This window comes from Blautia sp. HCP3S3_C4, from assembly GCF_052064095.1.
GTDB lineage: Bacteria > Bacillota > Clostridia > Lachnospirales > Lachnospiraceae > Blautia_A.
Genome location: NZ_JBQHWF010000004.1, coordinates 1 through 22,916, shown reverse-complemented (window position 1 = coordinate 22,916; position 22,916 = coordinate 1). Strand labels below are relative to the sequence as shown.

The 22,916-nt window shown below is 45.4% G+C and carries 18 protein-coding genes, 1 tRNA gene, 1 pseudogene and 1 riboswitch; of the genes and pseudogenes, 17 read left to right on the top strand and 3 right to left on the bottom strand.

Annotated features, from left to right (window positions below):
* Positions 1–47: 47 nt before the first annotated feature.
* Both ACTNC6_RS05195 and ACTNC6_RS05190 read right to left on the bottom strand, forming a co-directional pair.
* Positions 48–1,412, bottom strand: coding sequence for an MATE family efflux transporter (locus tag ACTNC6_RS05195; protein ID WP_441043374.1), 1,365 nt, complete (start codon positions 1,410–1,412; stop codon positions 48–50).
* 121 nt (positions 1,413–1,533) lie between these two features.
* Complete coding sequence (locus tag ACTNC6_RS05190; RefSeq protein ID WP_433844549.1) at positions 1,534–1,947, bottom strand: DUF6465 family protein; 414 nt, start codon at positions 1,945–1,947, stop codon at positions 1,534–1,536.
* 286 nt (positions 1,948–2,233) lie between these two features.
* Here ACTNC6_RS05190 and ACTNC6_RS05185 point away from each other — a divergent pair, with 286 nt between their 5' ends.
* From ACTNC6_RS05185 to ACTNC6_RS05145, 9 genes are all read left to right on the top strand, one after another.
* Positions 2,234–3,334: a DUF362 domain-containing protein gene (locus tag ACTNC6_RS05185; protein WP_441034283.1), complete on the top strand. Its 1,101-nt coding sequence runs from the start codon at positions 2,234–2,236 to the stop codon at positions 3,332–3,334.
* A gap of 74 nt (positions 3,335–3,408) precedes the next feature.
* Positions 3,409–4,227, top strand: coding sequence for an FAD binding domain-containing protein (locus ACTNC6_RS05180; RefSeq protein ID WP_441043373.1), 819 nt, complete (start codon positions 3,409–3,411; stop codon positions 4,225–4,227).
* Positions 4,217–4,684: a (2Fe-2S)-binding protein gene (locus ACTNC6_RS05175; protein WP_173743419.1), complete on the top strand. Its 468-nt coding sequence runs from the start codon at positions 4,217–4,219 to the stop codon at positions 4,682–4,684. The genes ACTNC6_RS05180 and ACTNC6_RS05175 overlap by 11 nt, the downstream gene beginning before the upstream one ends.
* A 1-nt stretch (position 4,685) precedes the next feature.
* Positions 4,686–6,980 (top strand): xanthine dehydrogenase family protein molybdopterin-binding subunit, encoded by a 2,295-nt coding sequence (locus ACTNC6_RS05170; protein WP_433844545.1) that lies wholly within the window; start codon positions 4,686–4,688, stop codon positions 6,978–6,980.
* A 3-nt stretch (positions 6,981–6,983) separates the two neighbouring features.
* On the top strand, positions 6,984–8,018 hold the full coding sequence (locus ACTNC6_RS05165) for a DUF6077 domain-containing protein (RefSeq protein WP_441043372.1): 1,035 nt from the start codon (positions 6,984–6,986) through the stop codon (positions 8,016–8,018).
* 67 nt (positions 8,019–8,085) lie between these two features.
* Positions 8,086–8,880: a hypothetical protein gene (locus tag ACTNC6_RS05160; protein WP_441043371.1), complete on the top strand. Its 795-nt coding sequence runs from the start codon at positions 8,086–8,088 to the stop codon at positions 8,878–8,880.
* Between the two features lie 77 nt (positions 8,881–8,957).
* A riboswitch (Lysine riboswitch) is annotated at positions 8,958–9,124 on the top strand.
* A gap of 176 nt (positions 9,125–9,300) precedes the next feature.
* Positions 9,301–10,926 carry a Na+/H+ antiporter NhaC family protein gene (locus ACTNC6_RS05155; RefSeq protein ID WP_441043370.1) on the top strand — a complete coding sequence of 542 codons (1,626 nt, stop codon included), beginning with the start codon at positions 9,301–9,303 and terminating at the stop codon, positions 10,924–10,926.
* Between the two features lie 215 nt (positions 10,927–11,141).
* Positions 11,142–11,213, top strand: a tRNA-Arg gene (locus ACTNC6_RS05150).
* A gap of 54 nt (positions 11,214–11,267) precedes the next feature.
* Positions 11,268–12,284: an SH3 domain-containing protein gene (locus tag ACTNC6_RS05145; protein ID WP_441043369.1), complete on the top strand. Its 1,017-nt coding sequence runs from the start codon at positions 11,268–11,270 to the stop codon at positions 12,282–12,284.
* Positions 12,285–12,419: 135 nt separating this feature from the next.
* Here the strand turns inward: ACTNC6_RS05145 and ACTNC6_RS05140 are convergent, their stop codons facing one another.
* On the bottom strand, positions 12,420–13,679 hold the full coding sequence (locus ACTNC6_RS05140; RefSeq protein ID WP_441043368.1) for a polysaccharide deacetylase family protein: 1,260 nt from the start codon (positions 13,677–13,679) through the stop codon (positions 12,420–12,422).
* Between the two features lie 114 nt (positions 13,680–13,793).
* On the opposite strand from ACTNC6_RS05140, the pseudogene ACTNC6_RS05135 reads away from it, so the two are divergent.
* From ACTNC6_RS05135 to ACTNC6_RS05100, 8 genes and pseudogenes are all read left to right on the top strand, one after another.
* Positions 13,794–14,522: pseudogene (locus tag ACTNC6_RS05135) on the top strand (pseudouridine synthase); the annotation flags it as partial.
* A 13-nt stretch (positions 14,523–14,535) separates the two neighbouring features.
* Positions 14,536–16,494, top strand: a complete 1,959-nt coding sequence (gene ligA / locus ACTNC6_RS05130; RefSeq protein ID WP_441043367.1) for an NAD-dependent DNA ligase LigA — start codon at positions 14,536–14,538, stop codon at positions 16,492–16,494.
* A 30-nt stretch (positions 16,495–16,524) separates the two neighbouring features.
* On the top strand, positions 16,525–17,457 hold the full coding sequence (gene metA, locus ACTNC6_RS05125; protein ID WP_019161931.1) for a homoserine O-acetyltransferase MetA: 933 nt from the start codon (positions 16,525–16,527) through the stop codon (positions 17,455–17,457).
* Between the two features lie 87 nt (positions 17,458–17,544).
* Positions 17,545–18,957 (top strand): amidophosphoribosyltransferase, encoded by a 1,413-nt coding sequence (locus ACTNC6_RS05120; protein ID WP_173743385.1) that lies wholly within the window; start codon positions 17,545–17,547, stop codon positions 18,955–18,957.
* A 224-nt stretch (positions 18,958–19,181) separates the two neighbouring features.
* Positions 19,182–19,439, top strand: a complete 258-nt coding sequence (locus ACTNC6_RS05115) for a hypothetical protein (RefSeq protein WP_441034265.1) — start codon at positions 19,182–19,184, stop codon at positions 19,437–19,439.
* Positions 19,440–19,494: 55 nt separating this feature from the next.
* Positions 19,495–19,725, top strand: coding sequence for a hypothetical protein (locus ACTNC6_RS05110; RefSeq protein WP_441043366.1), 231 nt, complete (start codon positions 19,495–19,497; stop codon positions 19,723–19,725).
* A 157-nt stretch (positions 19,726–19,882) separates the two neighbouring features.
* A complete protein-coding gene (locus tag ACTNC6_RS05105) occupies positions 19,883–20,458 on the top strand; it encodes a zinc dependent phospholipase C family protein (protein WP_303243181.1) in 576 nt (191 codons plus the stop codon).
* A 298-nt stretch (positions 20,459–20,756) separates the two neighbouring features.
* A complete protein-coding gene (locus ACTNC6_RS05100) occupies positions 20,757–22,664 on the top strand; it encodes a C40 family peptidase (protein WP_441043365.1) in 1,908 nt (635 codons plus the stop codon).
* The last annotated feature ends 252 nt before the right edge of the window (positions 22,665–22,916 follow it).

Here is a 22,916-nt window from a genome sequence, read left to right as displayed (position 1 = left end):
TTGTCTGCCACACTTGTTTTTGGAATAAAGCGGATCATCGAAGCTTATCAGGAAATGTCGTCCCTGGTAATGTTTTTGGCCCATTCACCCTTGCGGTAGTGTCCGATCACCCAGGGCCATTTCACAAATTCGTCTGTGCACAGCAGGAAATATACCCACAATACAGGCAGCTTCAGGACAAAGGCAGCCAGAAATCCCAGAGGCACTCCATACAGCCACATATCAATGGTATCGCAGATCAGGCCGAATTTTGTATCTCCCCCTGCCCGGAAAATCCCGGCGATCAGAGCTGTGTTTACTGCAGAGCCTGTAATATAGTAGCTGTTGATAAGAAGCATATATTTCAGGTAATGCATGGCAGTATCATTCAGAGAGGCAAATCGCATGATCAAAGGAGAAGCAGCCAATACAGCCAGACCACCGAAGATACTTGCAACCACAGTTGCCTTCAGCATGCGGGAAGCATATTCCTTTGACTGAGCAAGCTTTCCTTCGCCCATTGTTTTTCCAAGCATGATCGTACCTGCACTGGCAATCCCATAACAAAATACGGAACCGATATTGCGCACTACAGTTACCAGTGAGTTGGCAGCTACAGCGTCTGAACCCAGATGACCCAGGATTACAGAATACATGGCAAAGCCTACACCCCAGCTTACATCATTGCCAAGCGCAGGCAGGGATAGGCGAATAAAATCCTTCAGAAGGGATTTGCTGCGGACAAATATAAATCTGGGGTTCAGCCGCACATCTTTACTGAAGAAGGAAATAATAAAGCATCCCAGTAATTCCACAAGTCTTGAGGATGCAGTGGCAATGGCAACACCTGCAGCCCCAAGTTTGGGTGCGCCAAACAGCCCGAAGATAAAGACTGCATTAAGGATGATATTCAATACAAAGGCCAGGAGATTCAGGATCATACAGACAGTTACCCGTCCGATGCTGCGCAGGATAGACAGATATACTTCTGTAATACTCCAGCACAGATAGGTGATTCCCATGATCCGCAGATAGGAGGCTCCGATCCTGATAAGCTCAGGATCTGAGGTGAAAATCTGCATCATTTTGTCCGGCATGGTAAAGGCAATCAGGGCCACCAGCAGAGAAATTACCAGGGAAAAACGCAGGGCAATTCCCTCGATAATATGTATGGCTTTCAGATCCTTTTTGCCAAAATACTGGGCACACAGAAGGGAAGCCCCGGTGCCCACTCCGTAATATACCATAAAGAGTACATTGGAATAGTTGGCAGCCAGTGACACTGCGGAAATAGAAGACTGTCCCACGTAATTGAGCATGACAACATCGCAGGAACTTACTGCAGCGCTAAGCAGATTCTGGATAATAATTGGAATAGATAATTTCAGCAGCTGCCGGTTAAAATTATTATGGTTGATATTTGTATCGTTCATGTTGCTTCTCCTGAATAATTATGAGAACTGTAAATATCTGTGCGCAAAAAAACCATATCTGCAGATAATAGACAGATATGGCTTTTCCAGACAGTTAAAATTGTAAACTGTACAGATCTCCTTACAGGCTGGTAAGGTCGATTCTGTAGTTGTCAGCACCTTCGCCGTCAACTGTATAATATGCAGCTTTCTGATCTGCATTGATGTATACGTTGATCTCCTTGCCGGAAATTTCCTTTGCATCCATATCTTTTTTCACTGCTTCTTCAATAGCTGTCATGGTAACTGCACAGCCAGGTAACTCAATTGTTGTTTCTGCGATTTTCTTTGTTTCCATTTTCTGTGCAACTTCCTTTACTGTTTTGTTTACTGTAGCTTTTGCTTCTTCGATCACTTCAGGAGCTTTATCGATAGCTTTTTCAACAGTTTCTTTTGCCAGCTCGGTAGCTTTTGTGGTAGCTTCTTTGATAGTAGCAGTTGTTTTTGCAGCAGTTGTTTTAGCGGCATTGGTTCTTGTAGTTGATTTTTTTCTCATAAAATTCCTCTCCTCGATTCTAACTGTGCGGTAACCATTCATCAGTCAGCCATTCTCTAAAGTCGCTGAACAGTTACGGTAGTGTCAATATTTTCCTGTCAACCGTACCACAAAAAACTCATATTGTCAAATTTTAACTAAACTGCGGAGCAGTTATTCGGTGTAGAGCTACGTAGCGAAGCGGATTGCGAATATCCGCTTGATTGTGAAGCATCAGAACCTGTGTTATACTGAAATAAAATACAATAATTGACAGCCTGGAAAACAGGCTTTGACAGAGGTGCATATGAAAAAAAATGAAATCTATATTAAAAGTGGAACAGAATACAAAGAAATGACAAAAGAACTTCTGGAGCAGTGTGATCTGGCAGAACAGATCTTATCTCCGGATTTGCAGATCGGGATCAAGCCCAACCTGGTTTCACCTACAGAAGCTTCCTGGGGAGCTACCACTCATCCGGAGATAGTGGCAGGTATCATTGAATATCTTCAGGAAAAAGGATTCGCTAAAATTGCCATGCTGGAAGGTTCCTGGGTGGGAGACAAAACCACAGAAGCCTATGAACTTTGTGGTTACAGGGAGCTTTCCGAAAAATATCAGGTTCCTTTCTGGGATATGCAGAAGGACACAGGCGTGGACAGAGACTGCGGCGGCATGGATCTGAAAATCTGCAGCAGTGTAGAGAAAATTGATTTCCTGATCAATGTTCCTGTTCTGAAAGGACATTGCCAGACAAAAATCACCTGTGCACTAAAAAATATGAAGGGTCTGATCCCCAATACAGAAAAGAGGAGATTTCATGCCCTTGGCCTCCATAAACCTATCGCTCACCTGAACATGGGAATCCATCAGGATTTTATTGTGGTAGATAATATCTGCGGAGATCTTGATTTTGAGGACGGAGGAAATCCGGTAGTGATGAACCGTATCTGGGCAGGGATGGATCCGGTTCTCATAGATGCCTATGTATGTCAGGTTATGCATTATCAGACAAGTGATGTGCCATATGTAAAACTGGCGGAGGAGCTGGGAGCAGGAAGTGCAGATCTGGCACAGGCGGAAATTATTTTCTGCGAAGAAACTGCAAAAAAGACTCTGCCTAAATCCAGAAAAGTGGTGGAATTACAGGATGCAGTGGAAGAAGTGGAATCCTGCAGTGCCTGCTATGGCTATCTGATCCCGGCTCTGGAAATGTTGAAAAATGACGGTCTTTTTGAAAAACTGGATACCAAGATATGCATCGGCCAGGGATACCGTGGCAAAACAGGAAAACTGGGTGTGGGTGCCTGCACCTGCAGGTTTGAGCATAATCTGAATGGATGCCCGCCTACAGAAAATCAGATTTATGAATTTCTGAAGGAATATATCGAGAATTTTTTACAGTAGACAGTTGCTTTTGACCTATGATAGAATCAAAATAGTAATCTGTTTCTGAAGATAATGAAAGAAAGGGTTCTATCATGCTGAAAATTAAAAATTATGTAAAGGTAAACAGTCTGGAAGAAGCTTATGAGCTGAACCAGAAAAAAACGGCGAAAATCCTGGGAGGAATGGTGTGGATGAAAATGGGAAACCGAAATCTGACCACTGCCATTGACCTGTCCGGGCTGAGGCTGGATCAGATTACAGAGAATGATCAGGAATTTGTGATCGGATGTATGACTTCTCTTCGTGACCTGGAGACAAATGAGGCTCTGAATACATACACTGGCGGAGCTATGAGGGAAAGTCTGCGTCATATTGTGGGAGTACAGTTCCGTAACTGTGCCACTGTAGGCGGCAGTATTTACGGAAGATTTGGTTTCTCCGATGTACTGACCATGTTTCTTGGCATGGACAGCTATGTGGAGCTTTTCCATGGAGGACGTATCCCGCTGACTGAATTTGTGAATATGAAAAAGGACAATGACATTCTGGTAAATATGATTATAAAAAAGGTTCCTCTTACAGTCTGCTATCTGAGTCAGAGAAATACGAAGACAGATTTTCCTGTGCTCACCTGTACCGCATCTCTGATCAACGGATGTCCCCGTACAGTCATCGGGGCAAGACCTGCCAGAGCTATGGTTGTGGAGGATACACAGGGGATTTTGTCCGGCTTTGATACAATGAACAGAGAAGAAAAGATACAGGCCATCCACGGCTTTGCTGAATATGCGGCAAAGAGCGTGCCTGTTTCCGGCAACATGAGAGCTTCTCAGGAATATCGTAGTCTGCTTGTGCAGGTTCTCACAAGAAGAGCCTGGGAGACTGTAGGAGGTGTAAGTGATGAAAATTGAATTCTGGCTCAATGGAGTAAAGCGTCAGGAGGAAATCCAGCCGGATACCCTTCTGCTGGACTTTCTCAGGGAAAAGGGCTGCTATAGTGTAAAGAGAGGCTGTGAAACAGCGAACTGCGGATTGTGTACAGTACTGATGGATGAGAAACCGGTTCTTTCCTGTTCCACACTGGCTGCCCGGGCAGATGGCAAAAAGGTTGTAACACTGGAGGGAATGCAGAAGGAAGCCCAAGAGCTGGGAACCTTTATTGCAAATGAAGGCGCAGAGCAGTGTGGTTTCTGCAATCCGGGATTTATCATGAACACCTTTGCCATGTTAAAGGAGCTTACAGATCCCACAGAGGAGCAGATCAAGGAATATCTTTCCGGTAATCTGTGTCGCTGTTCCGGATTTGTTTCACAGACAAGAGGAATACTGAAATTCCTTCAGTATAAAAAAGCACAGGAGGAAGCATAAAATGAAATATGTAAATCAGCCTGTCCCCAAAATAGATGCCATGGCTCTGGTGACCGGAAAACCTGTATATACAGATGACCTGGCACCAAAGGACTGCCTTATTATCAAGATATTAAGAAGCCCCCATGCAAATGCCTGGGTGGAGGAGATAAAGACAGAAAATGCTGCAAAGGTAGCGGGAATTGCCTGCATCCTTACCTGGCAGGACGTACCTCAGAAGCGTTTTACCCTGGCAGGACAGACCGCTCCGGAGATGAGCCCGGATGACCGTCTGATCCTGGACCGCCATGTGCGTTTTGTGGGAGATGCTGTTGCCATTGTAGCAGGTGAGACAGAGGCCGCAGTAGACCTGGCATTAAAGAGAATTAAAGTAAAATATAAAGTAGAGACTCCTGTTCTGGATATTCACCAGGCAAAGGATAATGCTATTCTGGTTCATCCTGAGGATGACTGGAAACTGAAAATCCCTCTGGGAGGAGACAATAAACGAAACCTCTGTGCTTTGGCTGTTGAGGAAGAGGGAAATGTAGATGAAGTGCTGGCGGAATGTAAATATACAGTAGAACAGACCTATCATACAAAAGCAAACCAGCAGACTATGATGGAGACCTTCCGCACAGCCTGCTACATGGATCATTTTGGCAGACTTACAGTTCTTTCTTCTACTCAGATTCCCTTCCATGTGCGCAGGATCGTGGGCAGGGCACTGGATATTCCGGCATCGAAGGTGCGTGTGATCAAGCCCAGGATCGGAGGAGGTTTTGGAGCAAAGCAGACCTCCATCAGTGATATTTATCCGGCTATTGTAACCTGGAAGACAGGCCGTCCTTCCAAGATCGTTTTCTCCAGATACGAATCCATGATCTGTTCTTCTCCACGCCATGAGATGGAAATCACAGTCCGTGTGGGAGCAGATGAGAATGGTATTGTTAAGGCCATTGATGTGCATACTCTGTCCAACACCGGTGCCTACGGTGAGCATAGCTCCACTACAGTAGGTTTAAGTGGGCATAAGTCCATTGCCCTGTACAGACATACAGCAGCCTATCGTTTTTCCTTTGATGTAGTGTATACCAATATGCAGGCTGCAGGTGCCTACAGAGGATATGGGGCTACACAGGGAATTTATGCAGTGGAGTCTGCAGTAAATGAACTGGCACACAAAATGGGAATGGATCCTGTAAAGATCAAGGAACTGAACATGCCTCTGGAGGGAGGACCCCTGCCAGGCTATCATGATGTTCCTTATGCTCAGAGCTGTACCATGGACCGCTGTATGGCCAGAGCAAAGGAAATGATGAACTGGGATGCCAAATATCCATGCCGGGATATGGGCAACGGCAAAGTCCGTGGAGTAGGTGTGGCCATGGCAATGCAGGGCTCATCAATTGCAGCGTTGGATGTAGGCGGTGCAGATATCAAGCTTAATGAGGATGGCTCTTATACTTTGGCACTGGGCTGTTCAGACATGGGTACCGGTTGTGACACGATTCTGTCCCAGATCGCTGCAGAATGTCTGGAAACACCTATGAACAATATTGTAGTATTCAGCGTGGATACTGATATTTCACCCTATGATTCCGGATCCTACGCCTCTGCTACTACCTACACGACAGGAATGGCAGTAGTCAAAGCCTGCCAGGATCTGCGGGCTAAAATCTGTGAGGTAGGCGCTGAGATGCTGGAAGCAGATAAGGCAGAGGTAGATTTTGACGGTTCCTTTGTTTACTGCACAGAGGAAGAGAGCAGACGAGTTTCTCTGGAAGCCATAGCACTGAAGGGAACCTGCTTTAACAATACAGAACTCCAGGTGGTCAGACAGCATTCCTCACCTCTTTCTCCTCCGCCCTTTATGGTTGGTATGGCAGAGGTGGAAGTGGATACGGAGACCGGAAGTGTAGAATTACTGGATTATGTGGCAGTGGTTGACTGCGGTACACCGATCAATCCAAACCTTGCTCGCGTGCAGACTGAGGGAGGTCTGGTACAGGGAATCGGAATGGCCTTAAGCGAGGATGTACAGTACACAGAGAAGGGAAAAATCCGCAATAACTCCTTCATGCAGTACAAGATCCCTACCAGAGAGGACATTGGGGATATCCGGGTAGACTTTGAATGCAGCTATGAAAAGACAGGACCTTTTGGTGCCAAGTCTATCGGAGAGCTGGTAATCGATACTCCATGCCCGGCTATTGCAGAAGCAGTCTATAATGCTACAGGAGTGCGCGTAAGGGAGCTTCCCATCCTGCCTGAGAAAATTGCCATGGGCATTCTGAAAAAGAAAGGCTTAAAATAAATCATGCAGATGATGGTAAAGGGAGTACTGGTAGGCTTCTGGCTCATTTTTGTGCCCGTAGCTGCCGGGATTCCATTTGTAAAGAAAAAGAAAGACTATACGCTGGGTGAAAGCTTTCTGGCAGGACTTCTGCTTATGCTGGCAGTGGCGCAGCTTCTCATCCTGCCGGGGATTTTCCGAAAATTATCCTTACATCTGGTGACCCTTTTGTTTGCTATAGTAATGGGGCTTTGTGCAGCCTATGGTCTGTATGGGTTTGCCGGCAGTGCAGGTTCTTATGGAAAAAGACTGAGAAAATCCATTCCGGAAATTTCTCCCTGGATGTGGATCGCAGCAGGAGTGATACTGGTGCAGATTGGTGTATGCGTATATTATGCCCATATGGACGCTGACGATGCCTTTTATGTGGCAACAGCCACGACCTCTGTGCATACAGATTCCATATTTGCATATAATCCCTATTCAGGGGCTGAATATGCAGTTTTGCCCAGAAGATATGTGCTCTCACCCTTTCCAGTGCTTCTGGCTGTGATCAGTCAGCTGTCCGGAGGTCTTCATCCGGCTGTGGCTGCACACACCATTTATCCTGTGGTATTTCTGCTGGCTGCCTATCTGGTGTATCACCAGTTTGGCAGACTGTGGTTTGCGGAAAAAAGAAGAGAGCAGGGGGTGTTTCTGCTTTTTTGTGCTGTGATCATCTGGTTTTCCGGATTTTCTGTATATACGGGAGGCAATTTTCTGCTGGTGCGTATCTGGCAGGGAAAAGCAGTGCTGGCAGCAGTGATTTTGCCCTTCCTTATCTATCTTGGGCTTGTTCTGATGCTGGAAGACCAGCCGGAATACCCGTGGCTTCTTCTGGCGATGGCCAATCTGGCAGCCTGCCATGTTTCCTCTATGGGGATTATGCTGGCCCCTGTTGTGACAGGGCTGTTTGTACTGCTGGCATTGGTGAAGAACCGTTCTCCTCGGAGATTTCTCTATGGGATTTTGTGCTGTATGCCATCCCTGCTTCTGGGCGGTGTATATTTATGCCTGTGAGCAGGGTAAATCCCGTGAATACAAAGGAACTGCTGTATGCAACAGCGGATAAAGGAGAACAGACACTATGGATAATGTAGTACATTATATAATTTTCTGGTGGGAGCAGTACTGGGGCAGCAGCTGGTACCCATATCTGTGGGCAGCAGCATTTTTGTATCTGCTGATTTTTGAGAGAAAGAGAAAAAATACAGGTTATCTGATCGCTTTTCAGTGTCTTCTGTGCTTTTTATATTTTTGCCCTGTGACAGCTGCCTTAATCCAGAAATGTATCGGAGGTCTGGTATACTGGAGAGTGATCTGGCTCTTTCCGGTAGTGCCTGCACTGGCGCTGGTGGTGACCTCCCTTCTGTCCAGGATCAGAAAAAAGGGCCTGCAGGCAGTTTTTGTAATTGCCTGTGTGGGAATTCTGGCTGTAAGTGGCACCAGTGTATGGAGTGCCGGAAATTATATGAAGGTGTCCAATCATCAGAAGGTTCCGGAGGAAGCAGCGCAGGTCGCTAATATACTTCTGGCTGAAAGAAGTGCAGAGGATTCACTGATCGCTGCGGATAACAGTATTGCACCTTATCTGAGAGTATATGACCCATCCTTTCAGCTTGCCTTCGGCAGAGATGGCAGGGGTGCCCGTTCCAGAAATGCCAGACATCTGTATACAAGGATGAGTGCAGAAGAACCTGATTATAAGGTAATAGGAAAGAGGGCAAGGAAAGAGAAGGTTCAGTTTCTCGTATTGCAGCTTTCGCAGGAACAGAAGGAAGAAGCCTTTGCAGCTATGGAACATTACGGATATAAATGGGTGACTGCTGTAAATGATTATAATATTTTCCGTTTTCCTATTGCCAAATCCGGAGAAAGCTGATAAAGTAAATAAATAGAGAGTTGTCTGGTGTCTCCCGGAGGAGAGTGTAGGCAGCTTCACATAACAACAGAATAATATGTAATGATAGAGGCGCGGGATTCATCAGTATGCCGGAAAATATGACATGACAGTCATCCGGTGAAAGGGGAGACCGCCGAAGGAATCAGGCCAGTCAGGAGGAGGATTCCTGGGATGACGCAGAATATGCGTTGTACTGTCACCCGGGTGAAGCGCTATCAAAGTAACTTAAGCAGAATAGTTGCCATGAATGTGTTTCGTACGCATTCATGGCTTTTTTAATCGAATCAAGTAAGTCCCCTGCTTCAATTGCGAATATCCGCTTGATCTCTGAAAGGATTGCCCTGTGGATCCGGAGAAATTTACATATTATCTCAAGGAAACAAAAAGAGGGAGGAAAAAATGAGAAACAATCTGAAAAAAGTATCACTTTTTCTGTCAATGGTCATGCTCTTTGTGCTGGCATCACCACTGACAGTACTTGCAGCAGAGGAATCATCCACTGCATCAGCAAAATTTTACGGCACATTCTGGTCACTGGTACCACCGCTGGTAGCAATCGCGCTGGCACTGATCACCAAAGAGGTATACAGCTCTTTGTTTGTGGGAATCCTGGTGGGCGCCCTGTTTTATTCAAATTTCAGCTTTGAAGGAACCGTTCTCCATGTTTTCCAGGGAGGGATGATCAGTGTCATTACAAGCGCTTATAACATGGGTATCCTGATCTTCCTGGTAATCCTGGGAGCAATGGTATGCCTGATGAACAGAGCAGGAGGTTCAGCAGCCTTTGGACGCTGGGCAAGTAAGAGGATCAAAACCAGAGCTGGAGCAGAGCTTGCTACAATTGTTCTGGGTGTCCTGATCTTTATTGATGATTATTTTAACTGCCTGACAGTAGGAAGCGTTATGCGTCCGGTAACAGATAAGCATAACGTATCCCGTGCAAAGCTGGCATATCTTATTGATGCCACAGCAGCGCCGGTTTGTATCATTGCCCCTATTTCTTCATGGGCAGCAGCAGTCAGCGGTTTTGTAGAAGGAGAGGATGGAATTTCTCTTTTTGTACGTGCTATTCCATACAACTTTTATGCATTGCTTACTATTTTCATGATGGTTGCCATGGTATTGATGAAGGTGGAATTCGGCCCTATGGGAGTTCATGAGACCAATGCATTAAAGGGAGATATTTATACCACTGCCTCCCGTCCATACGCCAATACGGAGGAGGATGCAAACGGCAATCCAAGAGGAAAGGTAATCGACCTGCTGATTCCGATTATCTGCCTTGTAGTGTGCTGTGTTATCGGAATGATCTACACAGGCGGCTTTTTCAGTGGAGTTGATTTTGTAACTGCTTTTTCCCAGAGTGATGCTTCTGTAGGCCTGGTACTGGGAAGCTTCTTTGCTCTGATTATTACAATTGTTCTTTATATGGTTCGCCGTGTTATGAATTTCAGAGATTGTCTGGCATGTCTGCCGGATGGATTTAAAGCAATGGTACCTGCTATTCTGATCCTGACCTTTGCATGGACACTGAAAGCAATGACAGACAGCCTGGGCGCATCTGAATTTGTAGCCGGAGTAGTACAGGCATCAGCAGGCGGATTTATGAATTTCCTGCCGGCAATTATCTTTGTGATCGGCGCAGTGATAGCTTTTGCTACAGGTACCTCCTGGGGAACCTTTGGTATCCTGATCCCTATTGTGGTAAATGTATTCTCAGGAACCAACCATGAGCTGATGATCATTTCTATTTCAGCATGTATGGCAGGTGCAGTATGCGGAGATCATTGTTCTCCTATTTCTGATACAACGATCATGGCTTCTGCAGGTGCTCAGTGTGATCATGTAAATCATGTATCCACCCAGCTTCCTTATGCAATAGTGGCAGCAGTGGTGTCCTTTCTGTCTTATATAGTAGCAGGCTTTGTGCAGACACCGTGGATCGCACTTCCGGTATCTGCAATTCTGATGATCATTACCCTGGTTATTATCAGAATCAAATTTGATGATTTGAAAACAGAATAATCTGATCTGTCAGGAGGCGCTTTCACCAGAAGGTGCCTCTTGATATAATATGAGAGAAGTTGTTTGCGAAAATGTACAAATAGTCTGGAAGTTTCATGCATTTGAGTATATTCGTAAAAAAAACTTTACATTTATCGGGCTCTGTGATAGAATCATGATAGCTGATTGAGAACATCTTTGACAAATAAAATTCAGATGATCAAATTATGTTACTTGCACCTGTAGCTCAGTGGATAGAGCAGTGGTTTCCGGTACCATGTGCGGGGGTTCGATTCCCTTCAGGTGTACTGCACGGGACGATGAACAGTTCCGATGCGTTGTATCATAAGGAGGACAAGAACTTGGATGATTTTAGAGAATGGTTATCAGATAACCTCCGGTATTTTATGCTGGGTGGAGCGATTCTGATAATTGTGCTTGTTCTGTTCTTTGGCGTTCGCGCCTGCGTTGGAAGTAATAAGGGGAATTCCGGCGATGGACAGAAGACGGCAGCAAAGGACCAGGGAAATGTTCCTTCTTCTCCGACAAATGAAGGGGAGTCTGACGAGAAGAAAGAAGACGCCAATTCCATGGAAAAAGCAGATGCAGATATTACTGCATTAATTAAGAGCTATTACAAAGCTCTGGGGGAAAAAGATATTGCAACGCTGAAGACTCTGGAAGATGATTTTACACCATCAGATGAGTCAAAGGTCACAAACTTGAAGGATTATATCGAAGGGTATGAAGTAGGAGACGTATATACAAAGAAAGGTATGACAGAGGATTCCTATGTGGTTTACGCCTGCTTCTCATACATCTGTCAGAATATTGAAACAAAGGCGCCGGCGCTGACACAGTTCTATGTGTACAAAAACAGCGATGGCAGCTGGATAATTGATAATGATGCCATGCAGGACCCGGATATTTCTGCATACCTGGAGAAGCAGCTCTCAGACAGTGATGTGGCAGAGCTGGTGACAAAGGTACAGAATGAACTGGATCAGGCACAGCAGAAGGATGAGGCACTGGCAGCATTCTTAAATGGTCTGGGTGATGAGTCTGATGTGTCTGTACAGGCACAGAATGGCACACTTCTCACTGTGGCAGAGGAATGTAATGTGCGCGCAGAGGCAAACACAGATTCTGAGATTCTTGGCGTGATCTCAGAAGGTGAGCAGGTTGAGAAGACTGGTACTGACGGGGAATGGGTTCAGATTGATTATGACGGTCAGACCGGATATATCAGAGGAGATCTCCTCACAGACGGATCAGAATCTGTTGATTCAGATTCAGATACTTCAGAGGATTCCGGCGATTCAGATTCGGAGGAATATGATTCACAGGATTCAGGCTCCGGTGAGGAAGAACAGGAATAATAAAAAATAATGGGTAAAAAATAAAAGCTGCGAATCATGCAGCTTTTATTTTTTACGCTGGTTTTAGTCAAGCGGATATTCGCAATCCGCTTCGCTACTTGCTCATAACCGAATAACTGCGGAGCAGTTATTCGGTTAGTTTGTGAATTCTCCGTATGTAATACCTGGATTCAGCTCTTTGCCGTGGGCGGCTGCCAGTTCATGGACTGTCACTAACTGATATCCGTCCTCGATCAGCTGTGGAATGAGAATCTCTGCAGCATCTACAGAAGTGCTGTAGATATCATGCATCAGAATAATAGAACCATCCTGTACGTTATTCATTACTTCCTCCACTGTAGCTTGGACATCCTGGGTTTTCCAGTCCAGCGTATCAATGGACCACAGGATCATAGGTGTGCCTACAGTAGCTTTGACTGTGTCATTTACAGAACCATAGGGCGGCCGTACCACAGTAGCGCCCTGTCCTGTAAGATTCACCAGCTCCTGATCTACCCTGGAAATCTGGGAACTGATATCAGAGGCAGATAAGGTGGCCAGATCTGTATGGTCATAGGTATGGTTGCCCAGTTCACAGCCGAGAGCTTTCATCCGTTTGACTTCATCAGGAAAGCTTAGGATCTCCTTACCTACCATAAAGAAGGTGGCCTTTGCATTGTTGGCTTCCAGACAATCCAGAAGTCTGTCTGTAAAAGAACTTGGGCCATCATCAAAGGTAAGGGCAATAGTCTTTGGAGTTGTTTTTTTCTTCTTTTTTGATTTCTTGCCAGAAGAATCTGACTGTGCTGTGGCAGTGGATGGCTCATAGCCCTGGAGAGAGCCGTCTGCATTTAAATGATAGGTTTTGCCGTCTACAGTAATATCACCTGTCTGCATGATCCCATCCAGATCCATATAATAACGCTTATTTTCCACATCAACCCATCCTGTCTGCATAATTCCTGCTTTATCAAAATAGTATCGCTTTCCATCTGTGTCTGTAAGCCAGCCTGTATAGGCGTTGCCGTCTATCAGAAAGATCCAGTCACTGCCGGAAGTCGTCCAGACTCCCTTCTTTGCCTCAGGAGAAACCTTGTTTCCTGTTTCCTGATTCTTGTCAGCAGAGGAATCCTCCTTTGCGCTGCTTTTTGCAGGAGTTGGAGTTATGGTTGCTTTTTTCTCAGTGTCTCCGGTATCTTTTGTACTTTTAGTTTTTTTGAGATCTGTTACTTTTTCAGTGGTTTGTGTACTTTTGTTGTCTTTGGTATTTTCTGCTATGAGCACTCCGGTGCTGTTCTCGGAATGATCCTGGGACGGTGCTGCGGCAGAGCGTGTAAAAAGCCCTCCGGATAATATGCACACAAGGACAGCAGCTGTCACCAGCCAGCGGTTTGTCCGGAAAAAATGGCCCGACATAAAATGCCTCCTTTGTATTTTATCTTTTGCTTTCTTATCATAACGTATCTTGGGGAAAAAGACAACGGCGAAAAATTAATTGCTAAAATATACAAATAACTATATAATAAAACAATGGACGAAAAAATCAGAATCAATAAATTTTTAAGTGATGCAGGAGTCTGTTCCCGCAGAGAGGCGGACAGAATGATCCTGGAAGGCAGGATCACAGTGAACGGGGAGGAAGCTGTGAGCGGCCAGAAGGTATCCGGGAAGGATGAAATCTGTATCGATCAGATTCCTGTAGAGAAAAATGAAAAAAAAGTACTTTTGTTATTTAACAAACCCAGGGGAATTGTCTGCAGTACAAAAAAGCAACGTCAGGAAACCACTGTGACAGAATACCTGGATTATCCCCTGCGGATCTATCCTGTAGGCAGACTGGACAAGGAATCTCAGGGCTTACTCCTTCTCACCAATGAGGGAGACCTGGTAAATAAGATCATGCGCGCCGGAAACCGCCATGAAAAAGAATACTTTGTGACAGTAAATAAACCGGTAGATGAAAGCTTTATCCGCCGGATGAGTGCAGGAGTACCTATCCTGGATACAGTGACAAGACCCTGTCAGGTGGTGCAGACCGGAGCATGCAGCTTCCGGATCATACTCACCCAGGGCCTGAACCGCCAGATCAGACGGATGTGTCAGTATCTGGGCTATGAGGTAAAGAAACTCAAACGTCTCCGGATCATGAACCTGACTCTGGAGGGAATCCCGGAGGGACAGTACCGGGAGATCACACCGGTAGAGTGGGAGGAGCTTCAGAGACTTCTTGCCTCCTCCACCAGTGAAACAGTAATAGAAACAGGAGGGCATCATGGAAACAGCCGCAATGAATCGAATGAAAGAGCTGGTAAAAAAACTGGACAGAGCAGCCAGGGCTTATTACCAGGAGGACATAGAGCTCATCAGCAACAGAGAATACGATCAGATGTACGACGAGCTTCAGGCTCTGGAAAAGGAAACAGGAACCGTACTGGCAAACAGCCCCACCGCAAAGGTAGGGTATGAGGCGGTAGATCAGCTTCCTAAGGAAGAACATGAATCTCCCATGTTGTCTCTGGACAAGACCAAGGACAGGGAAGTGCTTCGGGAATTTATAGGGGATCATGAGACCCTGCTCTCCTGGAAATTGGATGGACTGACGATTGTTCTTACCTATGAAAATGGAGAACTGGCAAAGGCTGTCACCAGAGGAAATGGTGTAGTAGGCGAGGTAGTTACCAACAATGCCAGGGTATTCCGGAATATTCCTTTAAAAATCCCTTATGCAGGCAGACTGGTGTTGCGTGGGGAGGCGATCATTACCTACTCTGATTTTGAACAGATCAATGAATCCATAGAGGATGTGGATGCCAGATATAAAAATCCGCGAAATCTGTGCAGCGGCTCTGTACGTCAGCTGAATAACCAGATCACAGCCAGGAGAAATGTAAGGTTCTATGCCTTTGGCCTGGTAAGTGCGGAGAATGTAGATTTTCATAATTCCCACGCAGAGCAGTTTGAATGGCTGAAAAACCAGGGATTTGAGGTGGTGGAATACCGCAAGGTAACGGCAGCTACCCTGGACCAGGCTATGGATTATTTTTCTGCAGCGATCACAGAGAATGATTTTCCATCAGATGGTCTGGTGGCACTTTATGACAATATCGCATACGGAGATTCCCTGGGGCGTACTGCCAAATTTCCCAGAAATGCCTTTGCTTTTAAATGGGCAGATGAGATCCGGGAGACAAGGCTGGAGAAGATTGAATGGAGCCCGTCCCGCACAGGTCTGATCAACCCGGTGGCAGTTTTTGATCCTGTGGAGCTGGAGGGTACCACTGTGAGCAGAGCCAGTGTGCATAACATCAGCATTATGCGGGAACTGCAGCTGGGAATCGGAGACAGGATCACCGTGTATAAAGCAAATATGATCATCCCCCAGATTGCTGAAAATCTTACAAAGAGCGGAGAGCTTCCTATTCCGGATACCTGTCCGGCCTGTGGACAGAGCACAGAGATCCGCAGGGTAAATGAGGTGGAATCCCTTTACTGCACCAACCCGGATTGCCCTGCCAAAAAGATTAAGGCTTTTGCTCTTTTTGCCAGCAGGGACGCCATGAATATTGATGGCCTTTCAGAAGCAACCCTGGAGAAATTTATTGCCAGAGGTTTTATCCATGATTTTGGTGATATTTTTGAGATCAGCAGACACAGAGAGGAAATCGTGACCATGGAGGGCTTTGGTGAGAAATCTTTCGAAAATCTTATGGCAAGTCTGGAAAAGGCCAGGGAAACAACTCTGGCAAAGGTGATCTACAGTCTGGGAATCGCCAACATCGGACTGGCCAATGCAAAGGTGATCTGCAGACACTTTGATGATGACCTGGAGAAAATCCGCCGCGCAGATGAGGAGGAAGTCAGCTCCATTGATACCATTGGTCCGGTGATCGCCAGAAGTCTGACAGAATACTTTGCAGACCCGGAGAACAACCGGAAGCTGGATCATCTTATGAGCCACCTTGCCATTAAGAAAGAAGAAAAAAAGGGAGAGCAGATTTTCCAGAACATGAATTTTGTTATTACCGGAAGTCTGGAGCATTTTGACAACCGGAATCAGGCAAAGGAACTGGTGGAGTCCCTTGGAGGCAAGGTTACCGGTTCTGTAACCAAAAAGACCAATTATCTGATTAACAATGATACCACTTCCAATTCTTCCAAGAATAAAAAGGCCAGGGAACTTGGAATTCCTGTAATATCCGAGGAAGAATTTTTGAAGCTTGCAGGGCATTAAATTTGACCCAAAAGGAAAGGAGACCATAAAATGCCGATTAAAATACAGAGTGATCTTCCAGTAAAAGAAATTCTGGAGAGAGAAAATATTTTCGTAATGGATGAGTCCAGGGCATCCCATCAGGATATCCGGCCTATCCAGATCCTGATTCTGAACCTGATGCCTCTGAAGGAGGAGACAGAGCTGCAGCTTCTGCGTTCTCTGTCCAATACCCCTCTTCAGGTAGATGTGACCTTTATGGCAGTACAGAGCCATGAGGCGAAAAATACCTCTGTGAGTCATCTGAATAAATTCTATCAGACCTTCCCGGAGCTGAAAGGAAATAAATACGATGGAATGATCATCACAGGTGCGCCGGTGGAACAGATGGAATTTGAAGAGGTAGACTACTGGAATGAACTGACAGAGATCATGGACTGGACAAATACCCATGTTACCTCCACTATTTATCTGTGCTGGGCTGCCCAGGCAGGGCTCTATCACCACTATGGACTGAAAAAACGCAAACTGGACAAAAAAATGTTTGGCCTTTTCTGGCATAAGGTGATGAACCGCAAGATTCCGCTGGTACGCGGTTTTGACGATATGTTCCTGGCACCCCATTCCAGACATACGGAAGTTCCCATCGAGGATATTCATAATTGCAAAGAGCTGACAGTGCTTGCTGAGTCAGACGAAGCAGGGCTTTTCCTTGCAATGGCAGACGGTGGCCGCAAAATCTTTGTGATGGGACACCCGGAATATGACCGTGTGACACTGGACGGGGAATACAAACGTGATGTGAGTAAAAACCTGCCTATCGAGATACCGGAAAACTATTACAAAGACAACAACCCTGAGAATCGCCCGCTCCTTATGTGGCGAGCTCACGCAAATAACTTGTATACCAACTGGCTGAATTATTACGTCTACCAGTCAACTCCATTCGACCTGTACGGAACACCGGATTTCAGTGAGATTTAAATTAAATAGGATTTCTTGCAGTGCTTGAAAATATCAGAAGCAGTATGCTATACTAATAAGGATTATGGAAGCAGAGAGGAGCACATTATGAGTGGATTTTTTGGAGTAGCATCAAAAGAAGATTGCGTACTGGAACTTTTTTACGGAGTGGATTATCATTCCCATCTGGGTACCCGCCGCGGCGGTATGGCTGTGTATGGAGAACAGGGTTTCGACCGCGCCATCCATAACATTGAGAATACACCATTCCGTACGAAATTTGACGGAGAAGTGGGAACTATGAAGGGAAACATGGGAATTGGATGTATTTCCGATTATGAACCCCAGCCACTTCTGTTTAATTCCAGGATCGGAAGCTTTGCCCTTACTTTTGTGGGAAAGATTAACAATTATGATGAACTTTTGCAGTGGATGTATGATAACACCAAGGTACATTTCCAGGAAATGACCAACGGAACTGTCAATGTAACAGAGCTAATCGCAGCCATGATCTGCGAAAAAGATAATTTTGTAGAAGGAATCCAGTATGTACAGGAGCGGATTGATGGTTCTATGTCACTGCTTCTTATGACAAAAGACGGAATCTATGCAGCCCGTGACAAAATGGGCAGAACTCCTATTGAGATCGGTCACAAAGAAGGTTCTTATTGTCTGTCCTTTGAAAGCCATGCCTATATTAATCTGGGATATGAAGATTATAAGGAACTGGGACCCGGAGAGATCGTTTTTGTTACAGCAGACGGTGTGAAGACTCTGGTAGAACCGGGAAAGAAAATGAAAATCTGTTCTTTCCTCTGGGTTTATTATGGATACCCAACAGCATCTTACGAGGGCGTGAACGTAGAAGATATGCGTTATCGCTGCGGAAGCATGCTTGCAAAAAGAGATGGCGATTCTGTTCATCCGGACATTATAGCAGGTGTTCCGGACTCCGGTATTGCACATGCCATCGGCTATGCCAATGAATCCGGCATTCCTTATGCAAGACCCTTTATTAAATATACACCTACCTGGCCAAGATCCTTTATGCCCACCAACCAGAACCAGCGAAACCTGATCGCCAGGATGAAGCTGATCCCTGTGCGCAAATTGATCAAGGACAAAAAACTTCTTCTTATTGATGATTCCATTGTGCGTGGAACTCAGCTCCGTGAGACAACAGAATTTCTCTATAGAAGCGGTGCAAAGGAAGTACATGTCCGCCCTGCCTGCCCTCCAATTATGTATGGCTGCAAATACCTGAATTTCTCCCGCTCCAAATCCGAAATGGAACTGATTGCCCGCCAGGTGATTGAGAAAAGAGAAGGTCCAAACTGTCCCCAGGAGATCCTGGATGAGTATGCAGACCCGCGTACAGAAAGATATGAGCAGATGGTACAGGATATCTGTAAAATGCAGAATTTTACAACTCTTCGCTATCACAGACTGGATGATCTTCTGGAAGCCATTGGAATTGAACCCTGCAATGTATGTACATATTGCTTTAATGGTAAGGAATAAGACATCTGAGAATGTAAAACAGATTTTTTTGAGCGAAAAAAGTCGAATTATGTCGATTTATCAACTATTATGTCGTACGGTTTTCGTTGACAATCTGAGTATCTCTTTATAAAATAATAGATGTTAACACACATACACACAATATAACTGCGCTTATTCATTGCCGGGAATTCTTTTCCGGACAAGCGCAGTTACCAATTTTCTATGAAACTAAGGAGACCGAAATGAACACACAGGATGTAAACCAACGCAAGGAGAACATTATGGATGAAAAAGCTGAAAAAATCATGGAACTGGCAAAAAAACTGGAGACAGAGGACGAATATATCTGTCAGGATAACAGAGATCTTCTGGAACTGGAACAAAGATATGAAAAGCTGGATATTCCCTATCAGGTGCGCAGGGTGATCGATGATTACATAGCATGTATGCGCACCAGAGATGAGAGATTTGCCCAGCTGTGCTGTATGGTAAGATCCTGACCATAAGCAGTATTCAAAGAGAAACTGCCTGACAGCAGGAAAGGACAAAAGAATTATGGATATAGGTAATATGATGAAGGCCGCCGGTGCCTGGAATACTTTTAAGAGAAACCATCCCAAGTTTCCGGCATTCTGCAGGGCAGTATCCCAGAGAGGAATCAGAGAGGATAGTGTGCTGGAGATTGCCTTTGTTACTCCGGAGGGTGAGAGACTGGAGACAAATCTGAAAGTAAAGGCCAGTGATCTGGAACTGCTGGGCCAGTTTATGGATCTGACCCAGAGATAATTTTAGAATATTTTAGAAATATTTTAGAAATAATTTTGGAAAACGGATTGAATAAACAATGGATATCTGCTATAGTGTATTCTGTTGGTTATAGATGATTGGCACTGTCACTATACATGACAGGACAGATCCTTTACAGAAAGAAAAGAGGAAAACATTGCGTAAAAAATCACATATTTTACTTGCAAGATATCTCGCAGACCAGATGTCAGCAGCTTCCAGCCTGCAGTCCCACAGAAAAGCATTCTGTCTGGGAAGTATCCTTCCGGATATCAGACCATCCTTTATAACGAAACGACATGAGTATTTTACAACCTTTGACCAGGTGAAGGAGAGCATGCGCCGGCTGGCTGCTACCACACCGGAGCAGAGCAATGAGAGAGTATACTGGCGGCGTTTCGGAGAAGTGATTCACTATATGGCGGATTATTTTACTTTTCCTCATAACAAAACATATACAGGCAGTCTTGCCCAGCACAATCATTATGAAAAGGTGCTGAAAAATGAACTCAAGTCCTGCATACAGGGAGGAGAGGCCTGCAGATACCTGCAGCCGGCAATTCGCTTCGATACCTTTGCCACACTGATCGATTATATCGAGGCAGCCCATGAACGGTATCTGAACAAGCTCCGCTGTGTGGAGGAGGATATCCGTTTTATTCTGAACATGTGCTTCCAGGTGATTCAGGGCCTGGTGCAGCTCGGTACAGGACGGCAATATCTTGCAGCATAAAAAACAGACAGCTTTCAGGGCAGAGAATGCCCGGGCTGTCTTTTTTGTTCCGGAAAAAATCTGAAGGAAATGTGAAGAAAAAATGAAATTTGAATAAAACCAAAAGATATCTTTTCGTCAAAGGTTGATTTACAAAAATGAATATGCTAGAATAAATCCGAATTAGTTGAACGTGATCGGACGTGATTGCGCTCATGAAGAAGTAGCGAAAGCGGATCTTTGGTCCGTTTTACACATGCCGAAGATAATGGGGGAAATAACAGACATGTTCGCGAAAAGAAGGGAGCCTTTTAAATATATGAAGAATAAATACCTAATGAAGTTCCTGTGCCTGACTCTGGCATCCGGTATGACTTTGTCAGGACCGGTCTCAGTTATGGCAGCAGAGGAGACAGTGACCGCTTATTCCGATGATTTTTCATCCGGTGATGATGGAGTGGATATCGGTTCACCGGAGACTCCGACACCGGAACCCCAGCCCGATCCTGTAACCCCGGAGCCTACAGTAACACCGGACACACCTACACCAGAGCCTACGGTAACGCCGGATACACCTACTCCGGAGCCCACAGTGACACCGGACACACCTACACCGGCACCATCCGTCACACCACTTCCGGATACGCCTACACCGGCGCCATCTGTGACGCCGCTTCCGAATACACCTACACCGGCACCGCTGATCACAGATAATGCCAAGGCAGTGATCGACCGTATCAATGAGCTTCATCTTCAGGCAATCACCCTGGAGAAGAAATCTCTGGTGCAGAGCGTACGTACTGCTTATGAAACTCTGACTGAAGACGAGAAGAAGGAAGTATCCAACTATAACCTTCTGGTGGAGATGGAAGCCCGCATTCAGACTCTGGAAACAGAGAAGAAAAAGGAAGAAGAAAATAAAGCCAGCAAGAAAAACGATTTTTCCGATAATAACAGCACCACAGCTACAGGTATTACCGGCACACCTGTATATTATGCATCCAATATCCATGCTGGTAAGGATTTCTATCTGGACAGCTTGAAGAAAAATTATAATCTCACCTTCTCCGATGATTTCTCAGCAGTTATGGACTCCATTGAAAAGGAATACAAGGAGAAAAATAAGCTTTCAGATGCCAGTGACCTGTCCGGTTCCGGAATCAGCACATCTGCAGACAGCCTTCTGGTGAGAAACTGGCAGGATATCCTGGCAGTCTACATCTATCAGCAGAGCAAGGCAGGCAAAACAGAATTTACCCTGGATGGTTCCTGTAAGGATGATCTGGCGAAGATTTTTGCAGAGATGAACCCGGTTGTCAGGGACAAGCAGAACATTACCCATGTTACATACGGCAACCGTAAGATTAATTACTATATTAAGAAGAATAAAATTTCCAAGAAGGACCGTAAGGTTCTGAAAAAATATGTGGAGACAGACTGTAAGCTTCTCTGTGCAGTAGTTACAGCAGCCAAGGGCTTTGTGCGTGAGAGTGTTGGGGATGATGTGTCCGAGGAACGTGTAAATGTAATTTCCGCAGCTTACTCTCTGGTAGGCAAGGTAGGATATTTCTGGGGCGGTAAGTCCACAAAGATCGGTACTGACCCAAGCTGGGGTACAGCTGAGAAGGTTTCTGCAGAAGGCAGCAAGAGTACAGGTACCATCCGTGCATACGGCCTGGACTGCAGCGGCTTTGTAACCTGGGCAGTGATCAATGGCTACCAGGATCAGACAATGCAGGCAGCAGTAGGAGACGGAACCTCTGACCAGTGGGAGAAGGCAAATGTGGTTACTGAGACAGATGCACAGCCCGGAGACCTGGTATTCCAGAAGGGACCGGAGGCAGGCAGCGATAACCATGTAGGTATCCTTTGCGGTAAGACAGATGCAGGTGACTGGATCGCAGTACACTGCTCCTCCAGCAAGAACGGAGTTACAGTAGGCGAGGCCTACAGCGCAAGCTTCCGTTACATCCGTCAGCCGTCTTTCTATCCTACAGAGGCGCAGATCCAGGAAATGCAGAACAGCAGCACAGCCATCAGTTCAGGCAGCGATATCTTTACTGCAGATGTAAAGGTAAGCAATACCCTGCAGGATGCCATTAATTCCAACACGATCTCTGGCGGAACTGCTACACTGACATCCGGCACAGTGGAGAAAAAGACCTCCATCCTGCCAAAGACTATTGACCTCTCCAAGAGTGATGTGACAGTATTTAAGGCAAAATAATGTTCGGCAGAGTATAAGGTAAAATATAAAAGACATTGATCAGGAATTCAGCAGAAAAGAAAAGGCTGGATTCTGGTCAGTGCCTTTTTTGCATTTGTTATTTTTGTTGTTTTTATTAACCATAACTGCTCTAATTGTGGTAAAAATATTGACAAATTGTACTGTTATTGACCTCTTAAAATAGCGTAATAATGATTACCTTGCGTGTCTCTGGATTGTTCTGTATACTGTCATCAGTTTACAGAAAGAAAA